22 protein-coding genes and 1 pseudogene are annotated in these 20353 nt (G+C 57.7%); 15 read left to right on the forward strand and 8 right to left on the reverse strand.

The annotated features are described in order from the left end of the window. Positions 1 to 35 precede the first annotated feature (35 nt). A complete protein-coding gene (locus ABEA08_RS09310) occupies positions 36 to 233 on the forward strand; it encodes a YheV family putative zinc ribbon protein (RefSeq protein WP_345335030.1) in 198 nt (65 codons plus the stop codon). A gap of 96 nt (positions 234 to 329) precedes the next feature. Here the strand turns inward: ABEA08_RS09310 and lpoB are convergent, their stop codons facing one another. From lpoB to ABEA08_RS09330, 4 genes are read right to left on the reverse strand one after another with little or no spacing between them, the layout of a single operon-like run. Beyond that, the gene (gene lpoB / locus ABEA08_RS09315; RefSeq protein ID WP_345335031.1) at positions 330 to 923 is read right to left on the reverse strand and encodes a penicillin-binding protein activator LpoB; all 594 of its coding nucleotides are present in this window, start codon (positions 921 to 923) and stop codon (positions 330 to 332) included. Positions 924 to 946: 23 nt separating this feature from the next. Then, positions 947 to 2299 (reverse strand): COG3014 family protein, encoded by a 1353-nt coding sequence (locus ABEA08_RS09320; RefSeq protein WP_345335032.1) that lies wholly within the window; start codon positions 2297 to 2299, stop codon positions 947 to 949. Next, positions 2284 to 2805, reverse strand: coding sequence for a peptide deformylase (def, locus tag ABEA08_RS09325; protein ID WP_345335033.1), 522 nt, complete (start codon positions 2803 to 2805; stop codon positions 2284 to 2286). The genes ABEA08_RS09320 and def overlap by 16 nt, the downstream gene beginning before the upstream one ends. A gap of 27 nt (positions 2806 to 2832) precedes the next feature. Further along, positions 2833 to 3045 (reverse strand): SlyX family protein, encoded by a 213-nt coding sequence (locus ABEA08_RS09330; RefSeq protein ID WP_345335034.1) that lies wholly within the window; start codon positions 3043 to 3045, stop codon positions 2833 to 2835. 159 nt (positions 3046 to 3204) lie between these two features. Between ABEA08_RS09330 and ABEA08_RS09335 the strand changes: the two genes are divergently transcribed. Next, on the forward strand, positions 3205 to 3573 hold the full coding sequence (locus ABEA08_RS09335; RefSeq protein WP_345335035.1) for a YacL family protein: 369 nt from the start codon (positions 3205 to 3207) through the stop codon (positions 3571 to 3573). A gap of 8 nt (positions 3574 to 3581) precedes the next feature. On the opposite strand, the gene ABEA08_RS09340 is transcribed toward ABEA08_RS09335, so the two are convergent. After that, positions 3582 to 4217: a response regulator gene (locus ABEA08_RS09340; RefSeq protein ID WP_345335036.1), complete on the reverse strand. Its 636-nt coding sequence runs from the start codon at positions 4215 to 4217 to the stop codon at positions 3582 to 3584. After that, positions 4204 to 5898, reverse strand: a complete 1695-nt coding sequence (locus ABEA08_RS09345) for a type IV pili methyl-accepting chemotaxis transducer N-terminal domain-containing protein (protein WP_345335037.1) — start codon at positions 5896 to 5898, stop codon at positions 4204 to 4206. Before ABEA08_RS09345 ends, ABEA08_RS09340 begins: the two co-directional genes overlap by 14 nt. Positions 5899 to 6120: 222 nt before the next feature. Here ABEA08_RS09345 and nrfA point away from each other — a divergent pair, with 222 nt between their 5' ends. From nrfA to ABEA08_RS09380, 7 genes are all read left to right on the forward strand, one after another. Continuing rightward, entirely contained in the window at positions 6121 to 7500 is a 1380-nt protein-coding gene (gene nrfA / locus ABEA08_RS09350; protein WP_425557349.1) for an ammonia-forming cytochrome c nitrite reductase, read from the forward strand. Positions 7501 to 7889: 389 nt separating this feature from the next. Then, positions 7890 to 8228, forward strand: coding sequence for a P-II family nitrogen regulator (locus ABEA08_RS09355; RefSeq protein WP_345335039.1), 339 nt, complete (start codon positions 7890 to 7892; stop codon positions 8226 to 8228). Between the two features lie 12 nt (positions 8229 to 8240). Then, on the forward strand, positions 8241 to 9494 hold the full coding sequence (locus ABEA08_RS09360; RefSeq protein WP_345335040.1) for an ammonium transporter: 1254 nt from the start codon (positions 8241 to 8243) through the stop codon (positions 9492 to 9494). A 134-nt stretch (positions 9495 to 9628) separates the two neighbouring features. Beyond that, positions 9629 to 10627 carry a Fe(3+) ABC transporter substrate-binding protein gene (locus ABEA08_RS09365; RefSeq protein WP_345335041.1) on the forward strand — a complete coding sequence of 333 codons (999 nt, stop codon included), beginning with the start codon at positions 9629 to 9631 and terminating at the stop codon, positions 10625 to 10627. Then, positions 10624 to 12255 (forward strand): ABC transporter permease, encoded by a 1632-nt coding sequence (locus ABEA08_RS09370; RefSeq protein WP_345335042.1) that lies wholly within the window; start codon positions 10624 to 10626, stop codon positions 12253 to 12255. The genes ABEA08_RS09365 and ABEA08_RS09370 overlap by 4 nt, the downstream gene beginning before the upstream one ends. Before the next feature lie 11 nt (positions 12256 to 12266). After that, positions 12267 to 13298 carry an ABC transporter ATP-binding protein gene (locus ABEA08_RS09375; protein ID WP_425557351.1) on the forward strand — a complete coding sequence of 344 codons (1032 nt, stop codon included), beginning with the start codon at positions 12267 to 12269 and terminating at the stop codon, positions 13296 to 13298. A 189-nt stretch (positions 13299 to 13487) separates the two neighbouring features. Further along, complete coding sequence (locus ABEA08_RS09380; protein ID WP_345335044.1) at positions 13488 to 14408, forward strand: Dyp-type peroxidase; 921 nt, start codon at positions 13488 to 13490, stop codon at positions 14406 to 14408. 66 nt (positions 14409 to 14474) lie between these two features. Here the strand turns inward: ABEA08_RS09380 and argR are convergent, their stop codons facing one another. Next, a complete protein-coding gene (gene argR / locus ABEA08_RS09385; RefSeq protein ID WP_345335045.1) occupies positions 14475 to 14945 on the reverse strand; it encodes a transcriptional regulator ArgR in 471 nt (156 codons plus the stop codon). Between the two features lie 243 nt (positions 14946 to 15188). Between argR and mdh the strand changes: the two genes are divergently transcribed. After that, positions 15189 to 16127 (forward strand): malate dehydrogenase, encoded by a 939-nt coding sequence (gene mdh / locus ABEA08_RS09390; protein ID WP_345335046.1) that lies wholly within the window; start codon positions 15189 to 15191, stop codon positions 16125 to 16127. Between the two features lie 64 nt (positions 16128 to 16191). On the opposite strand, the gene ispB is transcribed toward mdh, so the two are convergent. Further along, the gene (gene ispB, locus ABEA08_RS09395) at positions 16192 to 17160 is read right to left on the reverse strand and encodes an octaprenyl diphosphate synthase (RefSeq protein ID WP_345335047.1); all 969 of its coding nucleotides are present in this window, start codon (positions 17158 to 17160) and stop codon (positions 16192 to 16194) included. 271 nt (positions 17161 to 17431) lie between these two features. On the opposite strand from ispB, the gene rplU reads away from it, so the two are divergent. The 5 genes and pseudogenes from rplU to ABEA08_RS09420 all read left to right on the forward strand — a co-directional run. Then, positions 17432 to 17743, forward strand: coding sequence for a 50S ribosomal protein L21 (rplU, locus tag ABEA08_RS09400; RefSeq protein WP_345335048.1), 312 nt, complete (start codon positions 17432 to 17434; stop codon positions 17741 to 17743). Between the two features lie 17 nt (positions 17744 to 17760). Next, a complete protein-coding gene (gene rpmA, locus ABEA08_RS09405; RefSeq protein WP_345335049.1) occupies positions 17761 to 18018 on the forward strand; it encodes a 50S ribosomal protein L27 in 258 nt (85 codons plus the stop codon). 93 nt (positions 18019 to 18111) lie between these two features. Next, positions 18112 to 19272: an Obg family GTPase CgtA gene (gene cgtA, locus ABEA08_RS09410; protein ID WP_345335050.1), complete on the forward strand. Its 1161-nt coding sequence runs from the start codon at positions 18112 to 18114 to the stop codon at positions 19270 to 19272. Between the two features lie 116 nt (positions 19273 to 19388). Beyond that, positions 19389 to 19880, forward strand: a complete 492-nt coding sequence (gene folA, locus ABEA08_RS09415) for a type 3 dihydrofolate reductase (RefSeq protein WP_345335051.1) — start codon at positions 19389 to 19391, stop codon at positions 19878 to 19880. Positions 19881 to 20003: 123 nt separating this feature from the next. Further along, positions 20004 to 20228: pseudogene (locus tag ABEA08_RS09420) on the forward strand (DUF3718 domain-containing protein); the annotation flags it as partial. Positions 20229 to 20353: the final 125 nt, after the last annotated feature.

Consider the following 20353-nt stretch of genomic DNA (forward strand, 5'->3'; position numbering starts at 1 on the left):
TTTCAGGCAACGGCCCAACAGGGAGCGGTCTCACTATGGTGACGAAGAAGCGGTTTATCGCGGGGGCGACCTGCCCGCAATGCCAGCAGCAGGACAGCATTATGCTGTATGCGCAGTCCGGGGTGGAGGTGATGGAGTGCGTTGAATGCGGCCACCAGCGGCGTCAGGGCTCGGCACCGGCGCAGCAGCAGGCGGGGAGTGGTGAGGTGATCGGGCTGTTCAAGCCGGAGTAAGCGATGAGCGCGTCGCGTTTTGCGGCATGGCAATGAAACAACGGGCCATTGGGCCCGTTGTGGTGATCTGGGTGGTGGCCAAGGCCCGCTGGGCGGTTAGCGACCCAGGAAGGATTTGGACTGCTGCTTGCGCAGCTCTTTCTCGTCGGCCCACTCGATCAGGCCGGATTCCAGATCCATCAGACGCATGGTCATCTTGTAGTAGACGTCCTTGGTGGAGCCGTTTTGCTTGACGATGGAGGACAGGTTGCCGTACAGCATGTATTGGGCGCCGACCTGACGGCCAAACTGGATCGCCTTGCCCGGATCGACCAGACCCGCGTTGTTCTGATAATCCAGCTGCTGGCGTACCGCGTCGACGCGGGTCATGTCGATAAAGCGGAATTTGCCGGAGCGCAGCAGACGGGTGCTGATGGTGTCGGTGATGGACTCGGTGTCGATGTGCTCGGAGGTCTTGTTGGTGATCCGATCAACGAACACGATGGGGCGGTCGCTGGCGGTCAATGCCATCACCGATGGGGTGGTCAGCATGGAGTCCACCATCTTGGTGGCAACCGCTTGCAGATCGCTGGAGCCGAAGCTGACGTCGACGGTTTCGATCTCGGTGGCGTCGCGGTACTCCACCTTGGATTGGCACCCGGCTAAGACTAGGGCCAGGGAGAGTGGCAACAGGTATTTCAGTGCTTTCATTGTGTGATCCCTCTGTCGATCGTTCAGATCAGTATGGTTCGAATTTGGCGGACGCCGTCTTGTCGGGCGATCCAGACTAAGGTGGTACGGCCACGAGCCAGCGTCAGGGTGTTGGCCTGACCGTCGAGGTTGAACTGGTATTCCCCTTCGGTGAGGTAACCCGCCCACGCCTGAGCCTGGCGGGGCAGGCTCAGCCAGCTGCGCCGGTCGGCCTGTTCGGTCAGGGCATTGAACACCTGCATGGTGAAGGCGCCCAGCTCGCCGCCTTTGCGATCGGCCCATTGGTTGGTGTTGTGTTTGGTGGCCAGTCTAATTCCCTGCCGAACTAGGATAAAGGGATACTGCTCACGAAGTGAGCGAGCGGCCATCTGATCCAGATTGGCTAAAGGTTGGGTTTGCAGCGTCTGCTCGCCCAGCGTCAGACTCAGCGGCGCAGGCTCGGGTCGGTTGTCGCGGTAGGTGGGCAGGGCGATCTGTTGATAGGCCCCGTCCCAGCTAAACGGCACGCTGATCCCCTGGCGCGGCGGCAGGGTGCCGGTTTCATACAACACCACCAGTCGACCGCTGTCGGGCTCGGGCTGTGGGCTGTCGCCGAAGCGTTGGCTCAGTGCGGCACAATCGATGCGCACCTGGCAGGACAGGCGGACCATCTCCTGCTGTAGCAGTCGGTTCTCCGGCAACAGCTGCAGCGCTTTGCGGATGTCGATCAGCGCGTCGTTGGCCTGGCCGTTGGCTTCATACAGCACCGCATTGCTGAACAGCACATAGGGGTTGATAAAGGAGTCGGGGGCGTTGCCGGCCTGGCGATCCAGCTGGGTTAGCTCGGCATCGATGGCGGCATTGCTTAGCGCACGCTGGGACTTGAGCGCACTGCGGTACGCCTGTTGCGCCAGCTCTTGGGCCTGATCGGCCCGGCGCACCTCCACCATGGCGCCCTCTATGTCACCCTGCCACAGGTAATTGAAGGATTGTTGCTGATGCAGCATGACGCGTTCGAACGCCTGGCCCCGGTAGGGCACCAGATTATCGGACAGGGTGGCCGCTCCGAGCTGGGCGCTGAGATCGGTCAAGGAGACGATCGCCTTCCAGTCGTATTGGTTGTAGTCGGTCATCGCCAAGCGGTAGAACTTGAGGCTGCTGTCGGTGTCGCCCAGCAGGGCGGCGACGCGGCCGGATTCTTGCGCGTACAGCAAGCTGTCGGCGCCGGATAAACCACTGCTGAGTGTCTTTAAGGCGGCCTGATCATCGCCCTTGATCAGCTGGCTGTGAACCGTGGCAATGCGACTGGGGTAGGGCACAAACAGGCTGCTGCCGGCGCAGCCGGTCAACAGGCTCAGCAGGAGAATGAGTGTCGCTTGGATCAGGCGCTGGAACATGCTTGCTCCAGCACACTGGTGGCGATCAGATCGTCGCTGCTTTGGATCTGATCCAAGAAGGTACGACCTTCCAGATGGTCGTACTCGTGCAGAAAGATCCGGGCGGCAAAGCCGCTGAACTGACTCTGCTGGAAGTGGCCCTGGGCGTCCTGATAGCGCACCGTGACCTCGTTGCGTCGTCGCACCCGGCCGCGGATCCCCGGGACGGACAGGCAACCTTCAAAGGCGCTGCTCCACTCGCCGCCGAGCTGTACGATCTCTGGGTTGATCAAGGCCAGCGGCGCCATCGATGGTGCGTCCGGGTAGCGAGGGTTGGGGCGCGATGCGATGATCAGCGCCCGCTGCGAGACGAAGATCTGCGGCGCGGCGATCCCCACGCCGTTCGCGGCCAGCATGGTGTGTTCCATCCGGCTTAGCAGTGCGGTGAGGGCGTCACCAAACTGGTCGACAGGTTGCGCGACCGTTTTGAGGACGGGCTCACCCAATTGGGCAATCGCTTGGATCATTGCAATTCCTTGTGCAGATACACCAGCTTAATAGTGCGGTGGCGGTGTTTCATCGTCGCTGTTGGCGAGTTGGGCCTGCGGCATCGCTTTGACGCGCTCGGCCAGCAGTCGGATCTGCTCTGCCTGTTTGGCCACCATGCCGTTGAGCTGGGTAACGGTGTCGTTCAGTAATTCAATGTTGCTGTCCTGGTAGGCCACTTTGGTCTCCAGTTGCAGCAGGCGTTCAGCGAGGTCGCTCATGGTGTTCCTTTGCTCAAGATAGGCGCACGGCGGCTGCCGCGCGGGACTATTTTACCAAAGTCGTTGCCTCAGCGGCTATCTTCAGTATGCTGCCGCGCGTTATTGCTCGTAGTTATGCCACTTTGGCAGCTTTTTTCGGTACAGATAAGTAGAGAGATCATGGAGTTTGAATTTCGTCGCGAATTAGGCGGCAGTCCGGTGGCGTTGATGTCGATGGGGCATGAGGCGATCGGTCGCTTCCTGCAGGATGAGTTGCAGCAGCCGGCCACCATCGCCTTGGTGCAGACGGCGGTGGCGCAGCGCCTGGCGGGCGAGCGCACCCCCTATCGACTGGAGGGCAGCGAGCAGACCCTGCTGATCGAGGCGGACGAGATCAGCGTGCAGGATCACAGCGTGCATCGCCAGGCGGAGGAGGATGAGTTTGATCCGGCGTTGGCGGTGTACGACGCCGAATCCGAGGCCGTGTGCGGCCTGGAGGATTTTGATCACCTGCTGGAGAGCTGGTTGGCGTTCATTCGCGGCCGCTAAAGCGTTCGTTACTGCTCGAGCGCTTTGACCGCCAAGGCGACGCGGCTGCTGCAGCCGGTTTTGCGCAGCAGGTTTTTGACGTGCACCTTGGCGGTACCTTCGCTGATGAACAGGGCTTCGCTGATCGCCTTGTTGCTCATGCCCTGGGCGATCAGATCGGCGATCTGCCGCTCTCTTGGCGTCAGCTCCCTATCCCAGCGATGCTCATCCTGCAGGGCCTGTGTCAGGCTCGGGCTGAGCCGCTGCTGGCCCTGAGTGATCGCCGCCAGCGCTTCGATCAGCTCATCCGGATCCGTGTCTTTAATCAGGAAGCCGTCGGCCCCGGCAGCCATCACCGCTTCGGCGTCTCTGGGCGCATCCGAGACGCTGTAGATCACCACCTTGCAGGTGCGGTCTTGGCGGCGGATCGCCTGCAGAGTGTCGAGCCCGCTCATGGGCTGCATATTAAGATCCAACACCACCAGATCGACCGCATGTTGCGTCATCAAGGCCAACGCTTCTGGGCCACTGCCGGCTTGCAATGGGGTGGCGAAACGGGGATCCAGCTGCAGCAGCTGGCACAGGCCGCGCCGCAGCATGGGGTGATCGTCGACGAGTAGCGCTTGGCAGTGGCGGATCATAGGGCTCTCTTTAGTTGTGATCATGCTGGCTCTCCGCGGTGATCGGCAATCTGACTTGAATATCGACGCCGCCGTGAGCGCTGGGTTGGATCGACAGTTGTCCGCCCATGTTACGGGCGCGCTCTTGCATGATCCCTAGGCCAAAGTGGCCGTCTTGATCGTCCGGGGCCTGCATGCCGATCCCGTTGTCACTGACGCTCATGATCCAGTGCGCTTGCTGGCGAAAGCAGCTGAGTTGGATCGTGCTGGCGTCGGCGTGCTTGATGGCATTGACCACGGCTTCTCGCAACAGTTGCATCAGGTGAACCTGTTGCGGAGCGGACAGCACCAGAGGTGGCAGTTGATAGTCCAGGCTCAGGCGGGCGCCACTGCGCGGCTGCAGCTCCTCGAGCATGCTGCTGAGTGCGCTGGGCAGATCCGGCGACGCCAGTTTGAGCCGGAAGGTCGACAGCAGCTCGCGCAGCTGGCTGTAGGCATTGTCCACCGAGCCTTTGAGTGACTGGCGGGTCTGCTCGATGGCGTCGAGATCGCCGCTGGCGGTCGCCCGTTGAAGGAGGGTCAGTTGGATCTTCATGTAAGCCAGCAGTTGCCCGAGCGAATCGTGCAGCTCACGGGCGATCACCGCCCGCTCCTCCATTAGGGCTAGGCGCTCCTGCAGCTCGGTATCGCGATGGCTTTGCAGGGTTTGACTGAGCAGGTGGAGGAAGCTTTGCAGCAAACTCGTGTCCCGTCGTTGTGGTTGATACAACGCCAAGGTGCCTTGGATCCCATCGCGCTGTGGCAATGGCAAGGAGAGGCAAGGCGGCTGAGTCGCGTCGGGCCCGGACCAGAGTGGCGCTTCATCACTGAGCTGCAGGGCGACGCTGTCGGCCCCGGCCTGGTGGCGAAGTCGGTCCAACGTGTGCTGCAGAGTCTCCCGGTTCATCGGGTGGCTGTGCAGGTGGTGCGCGGTTTCATACAGAAAACTCAGGCGTTGATGGGCTAATTGCAGGGCCCGATCTTGAGACTCGACCTTGCGCTCAAGTTGCTGATAGAGCTGCTCTAGCTCGTTGCCCGCGCCGCTGATGGCGTGGCCTAAGGTACTGAGCTCGCGGAAACGGGAGGGGGGCGTCTGCAGGGTGAATTTGCCTGCGGCTAGGGCTTCGGCGTTGTGCTCGAGTTGGCGTAACGGCACGATCACCTCGCGGTGGGCGTAGCGGCAGACCAGAAAGGTCAGCAGACTCATCAGCAGGATCCCGATGGCTTGGATCAGGGCCAGTACCATCAATTTAAAGCGGGCAAACCGCTCCAGACTGAGGACATAGTCGTCGATATCGGCGACAAAGCGCTTTACTTCACGCACATAGGCACGGGAGTTATTGCTCTGGGCCAACCCCCGCATCCGCTGCCAGCGCTCAGTGACCTGAAGGTAGTGCTCACGCAGATCCGTCGGCGCATAGAAACCGGTGGTTCGCACCAAGTTGGGGGAGTCGAGGATCTGCTCGAATTCGGCGATCTTTTGATCCAGGGCGTCACTGCCGGCATTGGTGAGAAACACCATCTGATAGGCCCGCATCCTTAATGAGCCCGCGTCATTGATGGCACGGCCATCGCCTACGCTGTATAGCGTGGTGAGCAGGCTGATCCCGGCTTGTAGGCTGGCGCAGGCGATCACCAATAGCATGGTGAGGATCACGGTACGGCTCAGTTGCGCTTTACGTTTCATGCGGGCTCGGTGGGATGAAAAAGGGACGGCATTGTGCCCCTTCGTGTTGAGTGGGCAAAGGCTGTTGCGGTGGAATTGTGAACTGGTGCATTAACAACTTGATCACAATCAATGTAGGGTCAGATAACTTGCGCCAGTGCTAGGGCGGCGGATCGGGATGCGATAGTCTACTGTTGAGTGAATTTAAGTCACCCTTAAATGTGAGCGCAGGGAGAAAGTACAATGATGGGCAGGCAGGGTAAATGGGCAGTCGTATTGGCGAGCCTGATGGCGTTCAGTAGTGCGGCTCAGGCACAGATCACCAAAGCAAACAGTGAAGAGTTTTCTCGGTTTAAGCGGCAATATGAAAGCTGGCATCAAACCAGCGAAAGCAGTGAGGTGGTCGATGCGCTGGAAGGCGATCCGAATTTGGTGATCCTCTGGGCAGGCTACGGCTTTGCTAAGGACTACAACAAGGCGCGCGGTCACCACTACACCATTACTGATCTGCGCAACACTCTGCGTACCGGTGCTCCGAAAGGGCCGGATGATGGCCCGATGCCGATGGCGTGTTGGTCCTGTAAATCCCCAGACGTGCCGCGTTATATCGAAGCCAATGGGGAGGCGGCTTACTTTGATGGCAAATGGGCGCGCGGCGGGCCGGAGATCACCAATGAGATCGGCTGTGGCAATTGCCACGATAACAACACGCGCTTGCGCATTTCCGTGCCATTTGCCGAGCGGGCGATGGACAGCATCGGCTGGAAATGGGAAGACGCCACCAAGTCGCAGAAGCAATCTATGGTGTGCGGTCAGTGTCACGTCGAGTACTACTTCACCCCCGGTGATGTGTTCGTGAAGTTCCCATGGGATAACGGCACCCAAACCGAAGATATGGAAGCGTATTACGATGCGATCCAGTTTGCGGATTGGACCCATGCGGTGTCGAAGGCGAAGATGCTCAAGGCGCAACACCCAGGCTTTGAAACCACGCTGACCGGCCCTCACGGCCGCAATGATGTGTCCTGTACCGACTGTCATATGCCGCGGGTCACCAATGAAGAGGGTAAGAAATTCACCGATCACAACGTCGGTAATCCTTTCGACCGGTTCGAGTTCACCTGTGCGCGTTGCCACGATCAGGGCAAAGATGAGCTGGAATCCGTGGTGGCCAACTACAAAGAGATGGTGAACGAGGCCAAACTCAAAGCCGAGAAGCAATTGGTGCATGCCCACTTTGAAGCGAAAGCCGCTTGGGATGCGGGTGCGACCGAAGCGCAGATGGCTGACGCTTTATTGGCTATCCGTCACGCTCAATGGCGCTGGGATATGGCCATTGCGTCCCACGGGATCCACGCGCACAACCCAGCTGAAGCCTTACGTTTGTTGGCCTCCTCCCTGGAGCGTAGCGCCGATGCCCGCGCCAGTCTGGCCCGTGTGTTGGCAACCAACGGGATGACCGATGTGGTGGCCATTCCGGATATCTCCACCAAGGCCGCCGCACAAGCTGCGCTGGGGATGGACATGAAAGGCATGGAAGCCGACAAGGCCTCTTTCTTGGAAGGTCCGGCGTCCAAGTGGGATGCGGAGTACGACAAGAAGTACGGCGGGGATAAGCAATAACGGCACCACACGATCGCTGACAGCGATAACGAAGAGTTGGATCAAAGGGGAGAGCGAAAGCTCTCCCCTTTTCTGTGGAGTGTCGTTGGGCTGGCAGCGCCGCCCGTGGAGTCATGTTTGGGAGTTATGTGTGGGAGCTGTGACTGGCAAGCCCGGGGTCATGATGCACGCGTTAAGGCATGGCAGGTGTCCCGATCGCTGTCACCCGAGCGCACTCGCACCGTTCTGGTGCATCCTGCTGAGCAACTGACTCAATTGTGTGCAATGGCTGACAGGTCTCGTCAGTCACTGGTTGTAATATGTTGAAAAATATAGGCTTTAAATGTTGGCACGACAGTTGATATAGCTATGGCACGAACAAGCGCAGCGTTTTAATTAGGAGAATTGGGATGAAACTGGTCAGCGCGATAATTAAGCCTTTTAAGTTGGATGACGTTCGGGAAGCCGTCGCCGAGCTGGGCGTGGATGGGTTAACCGTCACCGAGGTTAAGGGATTCGGTCGTCAAAAGGGGCACACCGAACTGTATCGCGGTGCCGAGTATCAGGTCGATTTTCTGCCGAAAGTGAAGTTGGAGATCGCAACGCAAACGGAAAACGTGGAGCGGCTGATCGAGGTGATCGTCCAGGCGGCGGGCACCGGCAAGATCGGCGACGGTAAGATCTTCGTGACCGATCTGGACCGAGTGGTTCGGATCCGTACCGGTGAAATGGACGCAGAAGCGATTTAAGGGAGCAGTATGATGGAAGAATTAGCGAGCTTGGGTGCGACGGTCACCGAACTGCGTTTTGCACTGGATACATTTTACTTTTTGATCTCCGGGGCCTTGGTGATGTGGATGGCCGCAGGGTTTGCCATGTTGGAGGCCGGCTTGGTTCGGTCCAAAAACACCACGGAGATCTTGACCAAAAACATGTGTTTGTATGCGATTGCCTGCGCCATGTACCTGCTAGTGGGTTACCACATCATGTACGTGGATAACGTCGAAGGCGGATGGCTGCCGAGCTTCGGGGGCTTGATAGGCACCCAGGCGGCGGATGCCGATCATGCCTTGGAATCGGATTTCTTCTTCCAAGTGGTGTTTGTGGCAACGGCGATGTCGATTGTCTCCGGCGCCGTCGCGGAACGCATGAAGCTTTGGGCATTCCTGGCCTTTGCTGTAGTACTGACCGGCTTTATCTATCCGGTTGAGGGATATTGGACCTGGGGGGGTGGCTTTGTCTCTGAAACACTTGGATTTGTGGACTTTGCCGGCTCAGGCATTGTGCACATGGCCGGGGCAGCTGCAGCGATCGCCGGGGTGCTTCTTCTTGGAGCGCGTAAAGGAAAATACAACAAAGATGGCAGCGTGAATCCTATCCCGGGTTCCAATATGCCACTGGCGACCTTGGGCACCTTTATCCTGTGGTTGGGTTGGTTTGGCTTTAACGGGGGCTCGCAGTTGCTGGTGTCCGATGCGGAGAATGCGTCTGCGGTGGCGAAGATCTTCGTCAACACCAACTCGGCAGCGGCCTTCGGTGCCATCGCGGCATTGGTCGTGTGTAAGGTGACTTGGGGTAAGGCGGACTTGACCATGATCTTGAACGGCGCCCTAGCGGGATTGGTGGCCATCACCGCGGATCCGCTGTCACCCTCCTTGGTGCTGGCTGCGGTGATCGGTGCGGCCTCCGGTAGCCTGGTGGTGTTCTCCATTGTGGCGATGGATAAGATCAAGCTGGACGATCCGGTCGGGGCCATCTCGGTACACGGTGTGTGTGGTTTCTTGGGGCTGATGTTGGTGCCGGTGTCCAACCCAGATGCGACCTTGATTGGTCAATTGTCCGGTGCGGTGGTGATCTTCGCTTGGGTCTTCGGTGCAAGCCTGGTGACCTGGATGGCACTGAAGGCACTGATGGGCATTCGGGTAACGGAAGAGGAAGAGTATCAGGGCATGGATGCGTCAGATTGTGGTATCGATGCCTATCCTGAGTTCATCACAGTAAAAACTGGCAGCTAAAGCCGCCAAACTTGTTCGCCTGAGCCCCCTTTTGGGGGCTTTTTTTGATCTAGCTCCGTTGCTACACGACAGGGAGTTGAGTACCCTTGTCGTTAAAAGGAATTATTCTCATTATCGATCCCGTGGGGGCTTGTATGCTTCGCTCTGTTCTTGCTGCTGTACTCATTTTATTCAGCGCCGTATCCGTGGCCCAAACCGTCACGGTTTACTCCTATCGCCAGCCGTTTTTGGTTGAGCCTATGCTGGAAATGTTCACCGAAGAGACGGGGATCAAAACCCAGGTGGTGTTCGCTCAAACAGGCTTAGAGGAGCGTCTGCGCCGGGAAGGGCGCTTGTCGCCGGCGGATGTGGTGCTGACCACAGATATCTCTCGTCTGGCAACCTTGGTGGATATGGGGCTGACCCAGCCCGTGCAGAGTGACGTCCTATCGGCGAATATCCCCAGTCAGTACCGAGCCCCGGATAACCACTGGTTTGCGCTGACCTTGCGCACCCGTAATGTCTACAGCTCTATGGCGCGGATCGGGGCGGCCGAGTTGCGCTATGAAGATCTGGCGACGCCGGCCTTTAAGGGCAAGATCTGCATGCGCTCCGGTAAGAATGCTTACAACGTGGCGCTGATCGCCTCGATGATCGCTCACCACGGCGAGGCGAAGACCAAGCAGTGGCTGGAAGGGGTGAAGGCCAACCTGGCGCGTAAGCCTCAGGGCAATGATCGTGCGCAGATCACCGCGGTGGCTGAGGGGGTGTGTGATTACGCCATCGGCAACAGCTATTACTACGGTAAAATGTTGGAAGATCCTAAGCAGGCGGGCTGGGCTGAGCAGGTGGTGATCAACTTCCCGAATCAGGCCGATCGCGGTGCCCACATCAATGTGTCCGGTGCGGTGATGGCCAAGCACGCTAAGAACGCGGCGGGCGGTCAGGCGCTGATCGAGTTCCTGTCCGGGCAGAAGGCCCAGCAGGTGTACGCCGAGCTTAACGCCGAATACCCGGTTCATCCCGAGGTTGCACCCTCTGAGATGGTGGCGAGTTGGGGCGCCTTTAAGGCGGATGTGCTGCCGGTTTACCAGTTGTCTGAGCACCATGCACAGGCGATGAAACTGCTTGATGAAGTAAGGTTCGATCTTTGATCCAAACGCTGTCCTGGCGTTGGAGTCTGGGCGGCTTCCTGATGGTTGCCGTCCTGTTGTTGCCGTTATTTGCACTCCTATTTCAATCGTTAGACCCGGATCAGGCGGTCTTCGATCATCTTAAACAGACCGTCCTGCTCGATTATGTGGTGAACACGGTCGCGCTGATCGCCTTGGTGGCACTTGGCGCCCTACTTATGGGCCTGCCTGCTGCCTGGTTGGTGGCGATGTGTCGCTTCCCGGGCCAGCGGATCTATCAGTGGGCGATGCTGTTGCCATTGGCCATGCCGGCCTACATCGTGGCGTATGTTTACACCGATATGCTGGATTATGCCGGTCCAGTGCAGGCGACGTTGCGCGCCGTGATGGGCTGGCAGTCGCCACAAGACTACTATTTCCCTGCGGTTCGCTCACTGGGCGGGGCTGCGCTGATGCTGGCGTTGGTGCTGTTTCCTTATGTATTTATGTTGGCCCGCACGGCGTTTTTGGAGCAGGCCAGCAACCTGATCCAAGCCAGCCGCACCATGGGCTGCACACCAGTGCAGAGCTTTTTCCGTTTGAGTCTGCCGCTGGCACGCCCCGCCATCGCGGTGGGCCTGTCACTGGTGGCGATGGAGACCTTGGCGGATTTTGCCACGGTCAGTTATTTTGCGGTCAATACGCTGACCACGGCGGTGTATGACACTTGGCTGGGCTTTGGCAGCATGGCCAGTGCGGCGCGGTTGTCGACCTTGATGTTATTGGTGATCGCGGTGCTGATGTTCGCCGAGCGCTTTGCCCGTTCGCGGCAGGAGCGTTTCCAGAAGGCGGAGGGCAAGAGTGAGGACTACAGCTATACGCTGACGGGCTGGAAGGCGTGGGCGGCGTCACTGTATTGCGGTGTGTTGCTGTTCTTCTCCTTTTTGTTGCCGGCCTTGGTATTGCTGGATTATGCCTGGCACTATTTTGATCCGACCGCGCTGCGTTCGTTTGGTCAGTACAGCTTCAATAGCTTGCTGATCTCTTCGCTGGTGGCGGTGATCACCGTCTTTGTGGCGCTGGGATTGCAATATCTGGCGCGGATCAGTCCGCGTCGCTGGGATCGATTGCCCGGTCAGATCGCTGGCTTCGGCTATGCCTTGCCTGGGACGGTATTGGCGATCGGGGTGATGATCCCGCTGATCGCGGCGGACTTTGCCATCAATGATCTGTTCGAATGGTTCGGCCAGCCGCTGCCGGGTTTGGTGCTGTCGGGCTCGATGCTGGCACTGGTGTTTGGCTATACGGTGCGCTTTCTGGCGGTGCCATTGGGCGCCGTGGAGAACAGCTTTAAGCGGATCAGTCCATCATTGGATATGGCGGCGGCCACCATGGGGCAAAGCCCGGCCGGGATCCTGCGCTGGATCCATCTGCCGTTGGTGCGCCGCGGTATGCTGGCGGCAGGGCTGATCGTGTTTATCGAGGCGATGAAGGAGCTGCCTGCGGCGTTGCTGCTCAAGCCGATCGGGTTCGAAACCTTGGCCACCTATGTCTATCAGTTTGTGTCTGACGAGATGCTGGAGCTTGGGGCTTTGCCGGCTCTGGTGATCGTGGGCGTGGGGCTGATCCCCGTTATCTTTTTGAATCGAAGCCTGGAGCATGCGCACTGACGCAGTAGAGCATCATGTCAAAATTACAGATCCAGGCGTTGGCCTGCGAATACCAAGGCAAGACCATCCTCAATGAGCTGTCGTTGGATCTGGCCGAAAACGAGATCCTAGCCTTGTTGGGCCCCAGCGGGTGCGGCAAGACCACCTTGCTGCGCGCCATTGCCGGCCTCATGTCGGTCAGTCAGGGCGAGATCGTGCTGGATGGCGAGCCGCTGTCTTCGCCGCAGCGGGTGCTGCCGACCGAGCAGCGTGGGATCGGGGTGATCTTTCAGGATTACGCCCTGTTTCCCCATTTGACGGTGGCGGAGAACATCGGTTTTGGTCTGAAGGCGTGGGATAAGGCCAAGGCGCAGGCTCGGATCGCCGAGATGGTTGCCTTGGTGAAGCTCGATGGCTTAGCGGATCGCTATATTCATCAGCTCTCCGGTGGTCAGCAGCAACGGGTGGCGATCGCTCGAGCACTGGCGTATCAGCCGCGCTTATTGCTGCTCGATGAGCCCTTCTCCAACATCGACAGCCAGGTACGGGGCGAGTTGATGGCGGAGATCCGCCAGATCCTGCGCTCACAAGGCGTCAGTGCCATCTTTGTGACCCATTCTAAAGAGGAGGCGTTTGCCTTCTCGGATCGGCTGGCCCTGTTGCATGAGGGGAAAGTGGTGCAATCGGGGCGGGCAGAGGAGCTGTACTACCGTCCAGCCAGTCGCTTTGTGGCGGATTTCTTGGGGGGAGGCAATTACCTCGATGCCACAGTGGCCGGCAGCCATGAAGTCAGCACGCCGCTGGGGGTGATCACCAGCGCTTCGGCATTGCGCCATCGGCCTGAGCATCAGGGGATCCTATTGTTGCGACCACAGCAACTGGCGTTAGAGGCGGATAATAACGGCGATGGTGTGGTGATGGAGCGGCGTTTCGCGGGTACCTATTGCGATTATCAGGTCAAGGTGGGTCTGGTGGACTTGGCGGTTCGCTCTGGACATATCGGCTTGGAGCCGGGCCAGCGGGTGGCGATCGCCGCGCTGCCGCACAGTCTGGTGATGTTCTAAGTGCAGCGATTGACCGTTTGGTGATGCGCTGTTGCCGTTGTGGTGGGCGCTCGCCACCGAAATTAATGCGGATCAAGTTTTGATGGGATGACGCTTGCTAGGATAACCCGGCCTCAGCACACTTGGGGCTGGATCAACCTAAGGATGAAGCGCATCATGGCGTCTGAGAATCACAATAAGGACACATCTATGCCTAGGGAGCAGGGCGGAATATGTGCAGAAGGCAATCTGCACGGTTTGTATTTGATGTTTAATGCCTGCGAGGGGGCTGAGGCCGCCTTGCCTCGCGTATTGGCAGGCCTGGCATCTTGGTTGCAGAGCTCGGCCGATCGCAATGCCGATTGCGCCTTCAATGGCTTTATCGCGGTGGGGGCCAACTATTGGGACACCCTCTACCCGAAGCAGCGTCCGGCCGAGCTGACGCCGTTCCCGCAATTTGAAGCGGATGATCGGCAGGCGCCGAGTCAACCAGTGGATCTGTTCGTTCATCTGCGCAGCGATCGTTTGGACGTGAACCACGTCGCGGCCTCAGAGGTCTGTCGTCGCCTGATCGGTCTGGCTGACTTGGTGGAAGAGGTGCGCAGCTTCCGCTACCTGGACAGTCGGGATCTGACCGGCTTTGTCGATGGCACAGAGAATCCGGTGGGCGTTAACCGCCGGGCTGTTGCTTTGGTGGGGGAGGAAGACCGGCCGTTTCAAAATGGCAGCTATATCCATACCCAACGCTACGTGCACAACATGGCGTTATGGGATCAGCAGTCACTGAAGACTCAGGAAGACACCATAGGTCGCACTAAGGTGGAGAACCATGAATACCCCAGTGATGCCAAGGCGCCGTTTGCCCACATTAAGCGGACCAACCTGAAGCACGCTGATGGCAGTAGCATGGAGATCCTGCGTCAGAGCATGCCCTACGGCAATATGCAGGAGCAGGGGCTGTTCTTTATCAGTTGTTGCAATACCCCGGCGCATTTCACCGCTCAGCTTCGCTCTATGGTGATGGGCGAGGGCGGTCACTACGACCACCTGCTCAAGTACACTCAGGCCGTGACGGGCGCGGCTTACTTTGCGCCCTCCATCGACTTCCTTGAGGGGGCGGCGGGTCTTTAATTCGGCGCGCTGTTTGACAGGATGGTAAGCCCGGCATCAGCCGGGCTTTTTTGATCGCGCCGAGGCTCAGTCGACGTAGTTAAACAGCTCTTTGACCATCACCAAGGTGTCGTTGAGGTGGTTGACATCGGATGGGGCGATGAAGATGGTGTCGTCGCCGGCGATGGTGCCGAGGATCCCTTCGGCCTTGCCCATCGAATCCAGTAAACGGGCGATCAACTGTGCCGCTCCAGGGCTGGCACGGACCACGATCATGGTGCCGTTATGATCCACATCCAACACCAGGTTGCGCAGCTGTGCATTGGCGGTGGGAACACCTAACTCGGCAGGGAGGCAATAGACCATCTCTTGTTTGGCGTTGCGGGTCCGCACGGCGCCAAACTTGCTGAGCATGCGGGAGACTTTGGACTGATTAATGTTGGCAAAACCCGCGGATTGCAGGGCGCTGACGATCTCACCTTGGGAGCCAAAACGTTCCTCTTTTAGCAGAGATTTGAATGCACGTACCAATTCATCTTGCTGGTTACTGTTTCTCATGACACATTCTGACTGTTCGCTGTGGTTGTTATCTGCAACTGTGCATAAAACCCGCTTAAAAATCAACTGTGATTCATATTTTAAGCATAATAATTCAATGAAAGGATGTTTTCGCGTTTGCACAAAAATCCGCCAGAGTTACGGGTTGAGATCATTGCTAATGCGCGTTGCTTTGGGTATCGTGGGCGCGAAAACGGGAGTGTGACCCGGGTCACGCCAATCAGGGAAAGTTGGAGATAAATCATGAAAGTTGCTGTACTTGGCGCCGCTGGCGGGATTGGTCAGGCTTTGGCTCTGTTGTTGAAACTCAATCTGCCGGCAGGCAGCAAGTTGTCGCTGTATGATATTGCCCCGGTGACGCCCGGGGTGGCCGCCGACATCAGTCACATTCCAACCGCCGTTGAGGCGGTTGGTTTTGCCGGTGAAGATCCGACCCCCGCGCTGGAAGGGGCTGATCTGGTCCTGATCTCTGCTGGGGTGGCCCGCAAGCCCGGGATGGATCGGGCGGATCTGTTCAACGTGAATGCCGGGATCATTCGTAACCTGGTAGGGAAAGTCGCCGAGACGGCACCGACGGCCTGTATTGGCGTGATCACCAACCCCGTCAACACCACGGTAGCCATCGCGGCGGAAGTGCTCAAAGGCGCCGGTGTGTACAATAAAAATAAATTGTTTGGCGTGACCACTTTAGACGTGATCCGCTCGGAAACCTTTATCGCCCAAGCCAAAGGGTTGAACCCCGCTGACGTGAAGATCAACGTAGTGGGCGGCCACAGCGGCGTGACCATTCTGCCGTTGTTGTCACAGGTGGAAGGGGTCAGCTTCAGCGATGATGAGATCGCCAGCCTGACTCATCGTATCCAGAATGCCGGTACCGAAGTGGTGGAAGCGAAGGCCGGTGCGGGCAGTGCGACCCTGTCGATGGCGCAAGCGGCCTGCCGTTTTGGCCTCTCGGTCGTGCGCGGCCTGCAGGGCGAAGCCGATGTGGTGGAGTGTGCCTACGTTGAAGGCGCCGGGGAGCATACCCGTTTCTTTGCCCAGCCTGTGGTGTTGGGAAAAAATGGGGTTGAGGCGATCTTGCCCTACGGCAGCCTGAGTGAGTTCGAGAAGAACGCACTGGATGGCATGCTGGAGACCCTCAGCGGCGATATCAGCAAGGGCGAAGCCTTTGTGAATGGGTAACGCTATGTTTCATCAAAAAAGCGCCCAGAGGGCGCTTTTTTGTTGTTACAGGAACGGTCAGGATTCAGTTGCGACGACTGACCGCGATCTGCGCCAGGCTGATCAGTGCCTGTTTGTAGGGGGTGTCGTTGAGCGGTGCCAGGGCGGCGATCGCTTTGTCTGACTCCTCGATGGCGCGCTGCATGGTGTAGTCCAGTGAGCCGGTTTGCTCTAGGGTGGCGACGACCGCCTCGATCTCTTCGCAACCGCCGTTCTCGATGGCATCACGGATCCGCTGGCTGTCCGCCGGCTCTGCGTGCGCAATGGCGTGGATCAGCGGGAGGGTCGGCTTGCCTTCGGCCAGATCGTCACCCAGGTTCTTGCCGAGCTCTTCCTCATCCGCGGTGTAATCGAGGACATCATCGACCAATTGGAATGCGGTGCCCAAGTAACGGCCATAATCGGACATGGCCTGACAGAGGGCCGGCTCCTTCTCGGCCAAGACGGCGGCGAGGTGAGTGGCGGCTTCGAACAGACGCGCGGTTTTGCAGTAGATCACCTGCATATAGCTGTCTTCACTGGTGTCGGCGTCGTTGCAGTTCATTAACTGCAGCACTTCACCTTCCGCCAGTACGTTGGTGGCGTCGGCCAGATCTTCCAGTACGGTGAGGTCGCGCAACTCCGTCATCATCTGGAAGGAGCGGGTGTAGAGAAAGTCGCCAACCAGAACGCTGGCCTGGTTACCAAACAGGGCATTGGCGGTCTCCCGGCCCCGACGCATGGTGGACTCATCCACAACGTCATCGTGCAGCAGGGTCGCGGTGTGGATGAACTCGATGATGGCGGCCAGTTTTACGTGAGCGTCACCTTGATATTCCACGGCGCGGGCTGCTAATACAGCCAATAAGGGACGGAGACGTTTACCGCCACCGTTAATGATATAGAATGATAACTGGTTGATCAGGGCCACGTCAGAGTGGAGCTGTTCAGAGATCATTTGATTAACCGACTTCATATCGTTGTCGGCCAAGGCGCGGATGGCGTTCAGGTCCATTCTTGGGTTCCGAAAAATCTGGCTTACTGCAACGAAAGCTTACTATGATTATGGCTTTGCGGCTTGCCATTCTACCCAAAAAGCATTTCGGAACCAGTGAAATCGGATGAGTGCGACCGAGCTTGAGATCCTTTTCTCGATCTTTTTCCAAGACGCACTTGCCTGTTTAGTGTCCATGCCGTAGAATGCGCGCCCATTGTCAAACAGTTTTAGCCACACCCTGGCCCCCGACTATTGAGGCGGTTTCAGCGTGTGAAGTAGCGGAGTTATTATGTACGCGGTATTCCAAAGTGGCGGTAAGCAGCATCGTGTTGCCGAAGGCCAAACCCTGCGTCTGGAAAAGCTGGAAGCAGAAACCGGCGCAACCGTTGAGTTCGACCAGGTATTGCTGGTTGCTAACGGCGAAGAAGTAAAAGTTGGTGCCCCTCTGGTTGAAGGTGGCAAGGTTGTAGCTGAGATCGTATCTCACGGTCGTGCGGACAAGGTGAAAATCGTTAAGTTCCGTCGTCGTAAGCACAGCCGTAAGCAGATGGGCCACCGTCAGTGGTTCACTGAAGTTAAAATCACCGGCATCAACGGTTAATCGAGGAGCACTGAAAGATGGCACACAAAAAAGCTGGCGGTTCTACTCGTAACGGCCGTGATTCAGAAAGCAAACGTCTGGGTGTAAAGCGCTTCGGCGGCGAATCCGTTCTGGCGGGTAACATCATCGTTCGTCAACGTGGTACTAAGTTCCACGCCGGTGACAACATGGGTTGTGGTAAAGACCACACTCTGTTCGCCACCAAAGACGGCAAAGTTAAGTTTGAAGTGAAAGGCAAGAACAATCGCAAATTTGTGAGCATTGTTGCTGAGTAATCCGAACTCAACGGATGATAAAAGCCCCGCGGATGCGGGGCTTTTTGCGTAATGTAGTTATACTTTAAGACGATTTAAGCCAGGGGCGGGATCATGAAGTTTGTAGATGAAGTCACCATTCGAGCGGAAGCCGGAGACGGCGGCAGCGGTGTCGCCAGCTTCCGACGGGAAAAATATATCCCTAACGGTGGACCTGATGGGGGTGATGGTGGTGACGGCGGCGATGTTTATCTGATCGCCGATGAAAACCTGAATACCCTGGTGGACTATCGTTTTGAACGTTGTCACCGTGCCGAACGGGGTAAGAATGGCCGGGGTGCGAACTGTACCGGCCGTCGCGGTGAAGATAAGGTTCTGACGGTGCCTATCGGTACCCGCGCGATCGATGCGGACACCGATGAGGTGATCGGCGATCTGACCAAACACGGTCAGAAGCTGATGATCGCCAAGGGCGGTTTTCACGGCCTAGGTAACACCCGCTTTAAGAGCTCGGTCAACCGCGCGCCGCGCCAGAAGACCTTGGGCTCTAAGGGCGAACATCGCGAAGTGCGTCTCGAGCTGATGCTGTTGGCGGATGTGGGGATGCTGGGCATGCCCAATGCCGGTAAATCGACCTTTATCCGTGCGGTATCGGCGGCCAAGCCAAAGGTGGCGAATTACCCGTTTACCACCTTGATCCCGAATCTGGGTGTGGTGCGCTCTGGCCCTGGCTCCAGCTTTGTGATCGCCGATATTCCGGGTCTGATCGAAGGGGCCTCCGAAGGGGCCGGTTTGGGGATCCGCTTCCTTAAGCACTTGGAGCGTTGTCGGGTCCTGCTGCACATAATTGATATGGCACCGATCGATGGCTCTGAGCCTGCCGATGTCGCGACCGCGATCTTGCATGAGCTTGAGGCCTATTCGCCAAAGTTGTTCAACAAGCCGCGTTGCCTGTTGCTCAATAAACTGGACATGGTGCCAGAGGAGGAGCGCGAAGAGCGCATGCAGGCGGTCGTTGATGCCTTGGAATGGGATGGCGATGTCTACCCGATCTCAGCCATCAGCCGTCAGGGCACCGAGCCTCTGGTTCGAGATCTTCAGACCATGCTGGACACGTTGCCAGTGGAGGAAGAAGAGATCGAGGAAGACACCGAAGTGCGCTTCAAGTGGGAACATCATCATGCTCAGCAGATGCAGCAGGTTGTGGAAGACGATCTGGATGACGATGACTGGGATGAAGATGACTACGATGTGGAAGTTGTCTATCAGAAGTAACTGACGCATATTTTGAATTGTGCGAGAGTAAGGCGTCCTTCGGGGCGCCCTTTTTGTGTCTGGCGCTCGCATATTTCGAAGGGCGGTAGAATGATGAGACTGGATGGGGAGTGTGTGTGCGTATCGCAATGATCGCCTGTATGGCGAAAGACCGAGTGATCGGCAAAGACAATCAAATGCCATGGCATCTGCCAGCGGATCTCAGACACTTTAAAGCCGTGACTATGGGTAAGCCCGTGGTGATGGGTCGGAAGACCTATGAGTCGATTGGACGGCCTCTGCCGGGGCGGCACAATATTGTGATCAGCCGTCAGTCTGATCTTGTGTTGGACGGGGTCACGGTGGTGGCCGATATCGAGGCGGCTGTGGCGGCGGCGGGGTCGGTGGACGAGCTGATGATCATTGGCGGCGGGCAACTCTATGGCACCTTGTTGGAGCGAGCGGATCGGCTCTATCTGACTTTGGTGGATCTGGCCGTTGAAGGCGATACGCAATTTCCTGATTACCAGCAACTGCCGTGGAACGAAATTGCGCGTGAGCACCGCTTGGCGGATGAACGAAACCCGTATGCGATGGATTTCATTACGCTTGAGCGCGTGATGGGATGAACCTGGGCGGTTAAAATTTACACTCAAATGCGTTACATTGTTGTGATGATAACGCGATCGCTTTGACGACAAAGCGGCATGGATGCAAAGCCAATGAGTGAGGGAACCAGTATGCGTATTTTTATGGCGGCGGTGATCGTCGGTGTGGGACTGACGGGCGCCGGTTATAGCCCGGCCAGTGAGGCGAATGTGGAGCAGTTAGCGGCCAGTATCTGTGACTATGTGCAGACCGATGACAAAAATCGGCTGCGCAAGAAGCTGAAGGATAACCGGCTTAAGTTGCGGAATATCTATGATGGTATCGCATGTAATGGGAATAGCTTGCTGCGTCTGGCGATGGTAAATGGGTAACCGTTCACCCGCGCGCTGTTGACAGCGAGATCAGCGATCGATTGATGATCGACAAATTTTGCTCAATTTAGGCTTGAACGATCTCGCAATACCGTCAATCTGATGGCATGAAAACAAACAAG

Origin of the sequence: Ferrimonas pelagia (assembly GCF_039543565.1) — a bacterium.
Lineage (GTDB): Bacteria > Pseudomonadota > Gammaproteobacteria > Enterobacterales > Shewanellaceae > Ferrimonas > Ferrimonas pelagia.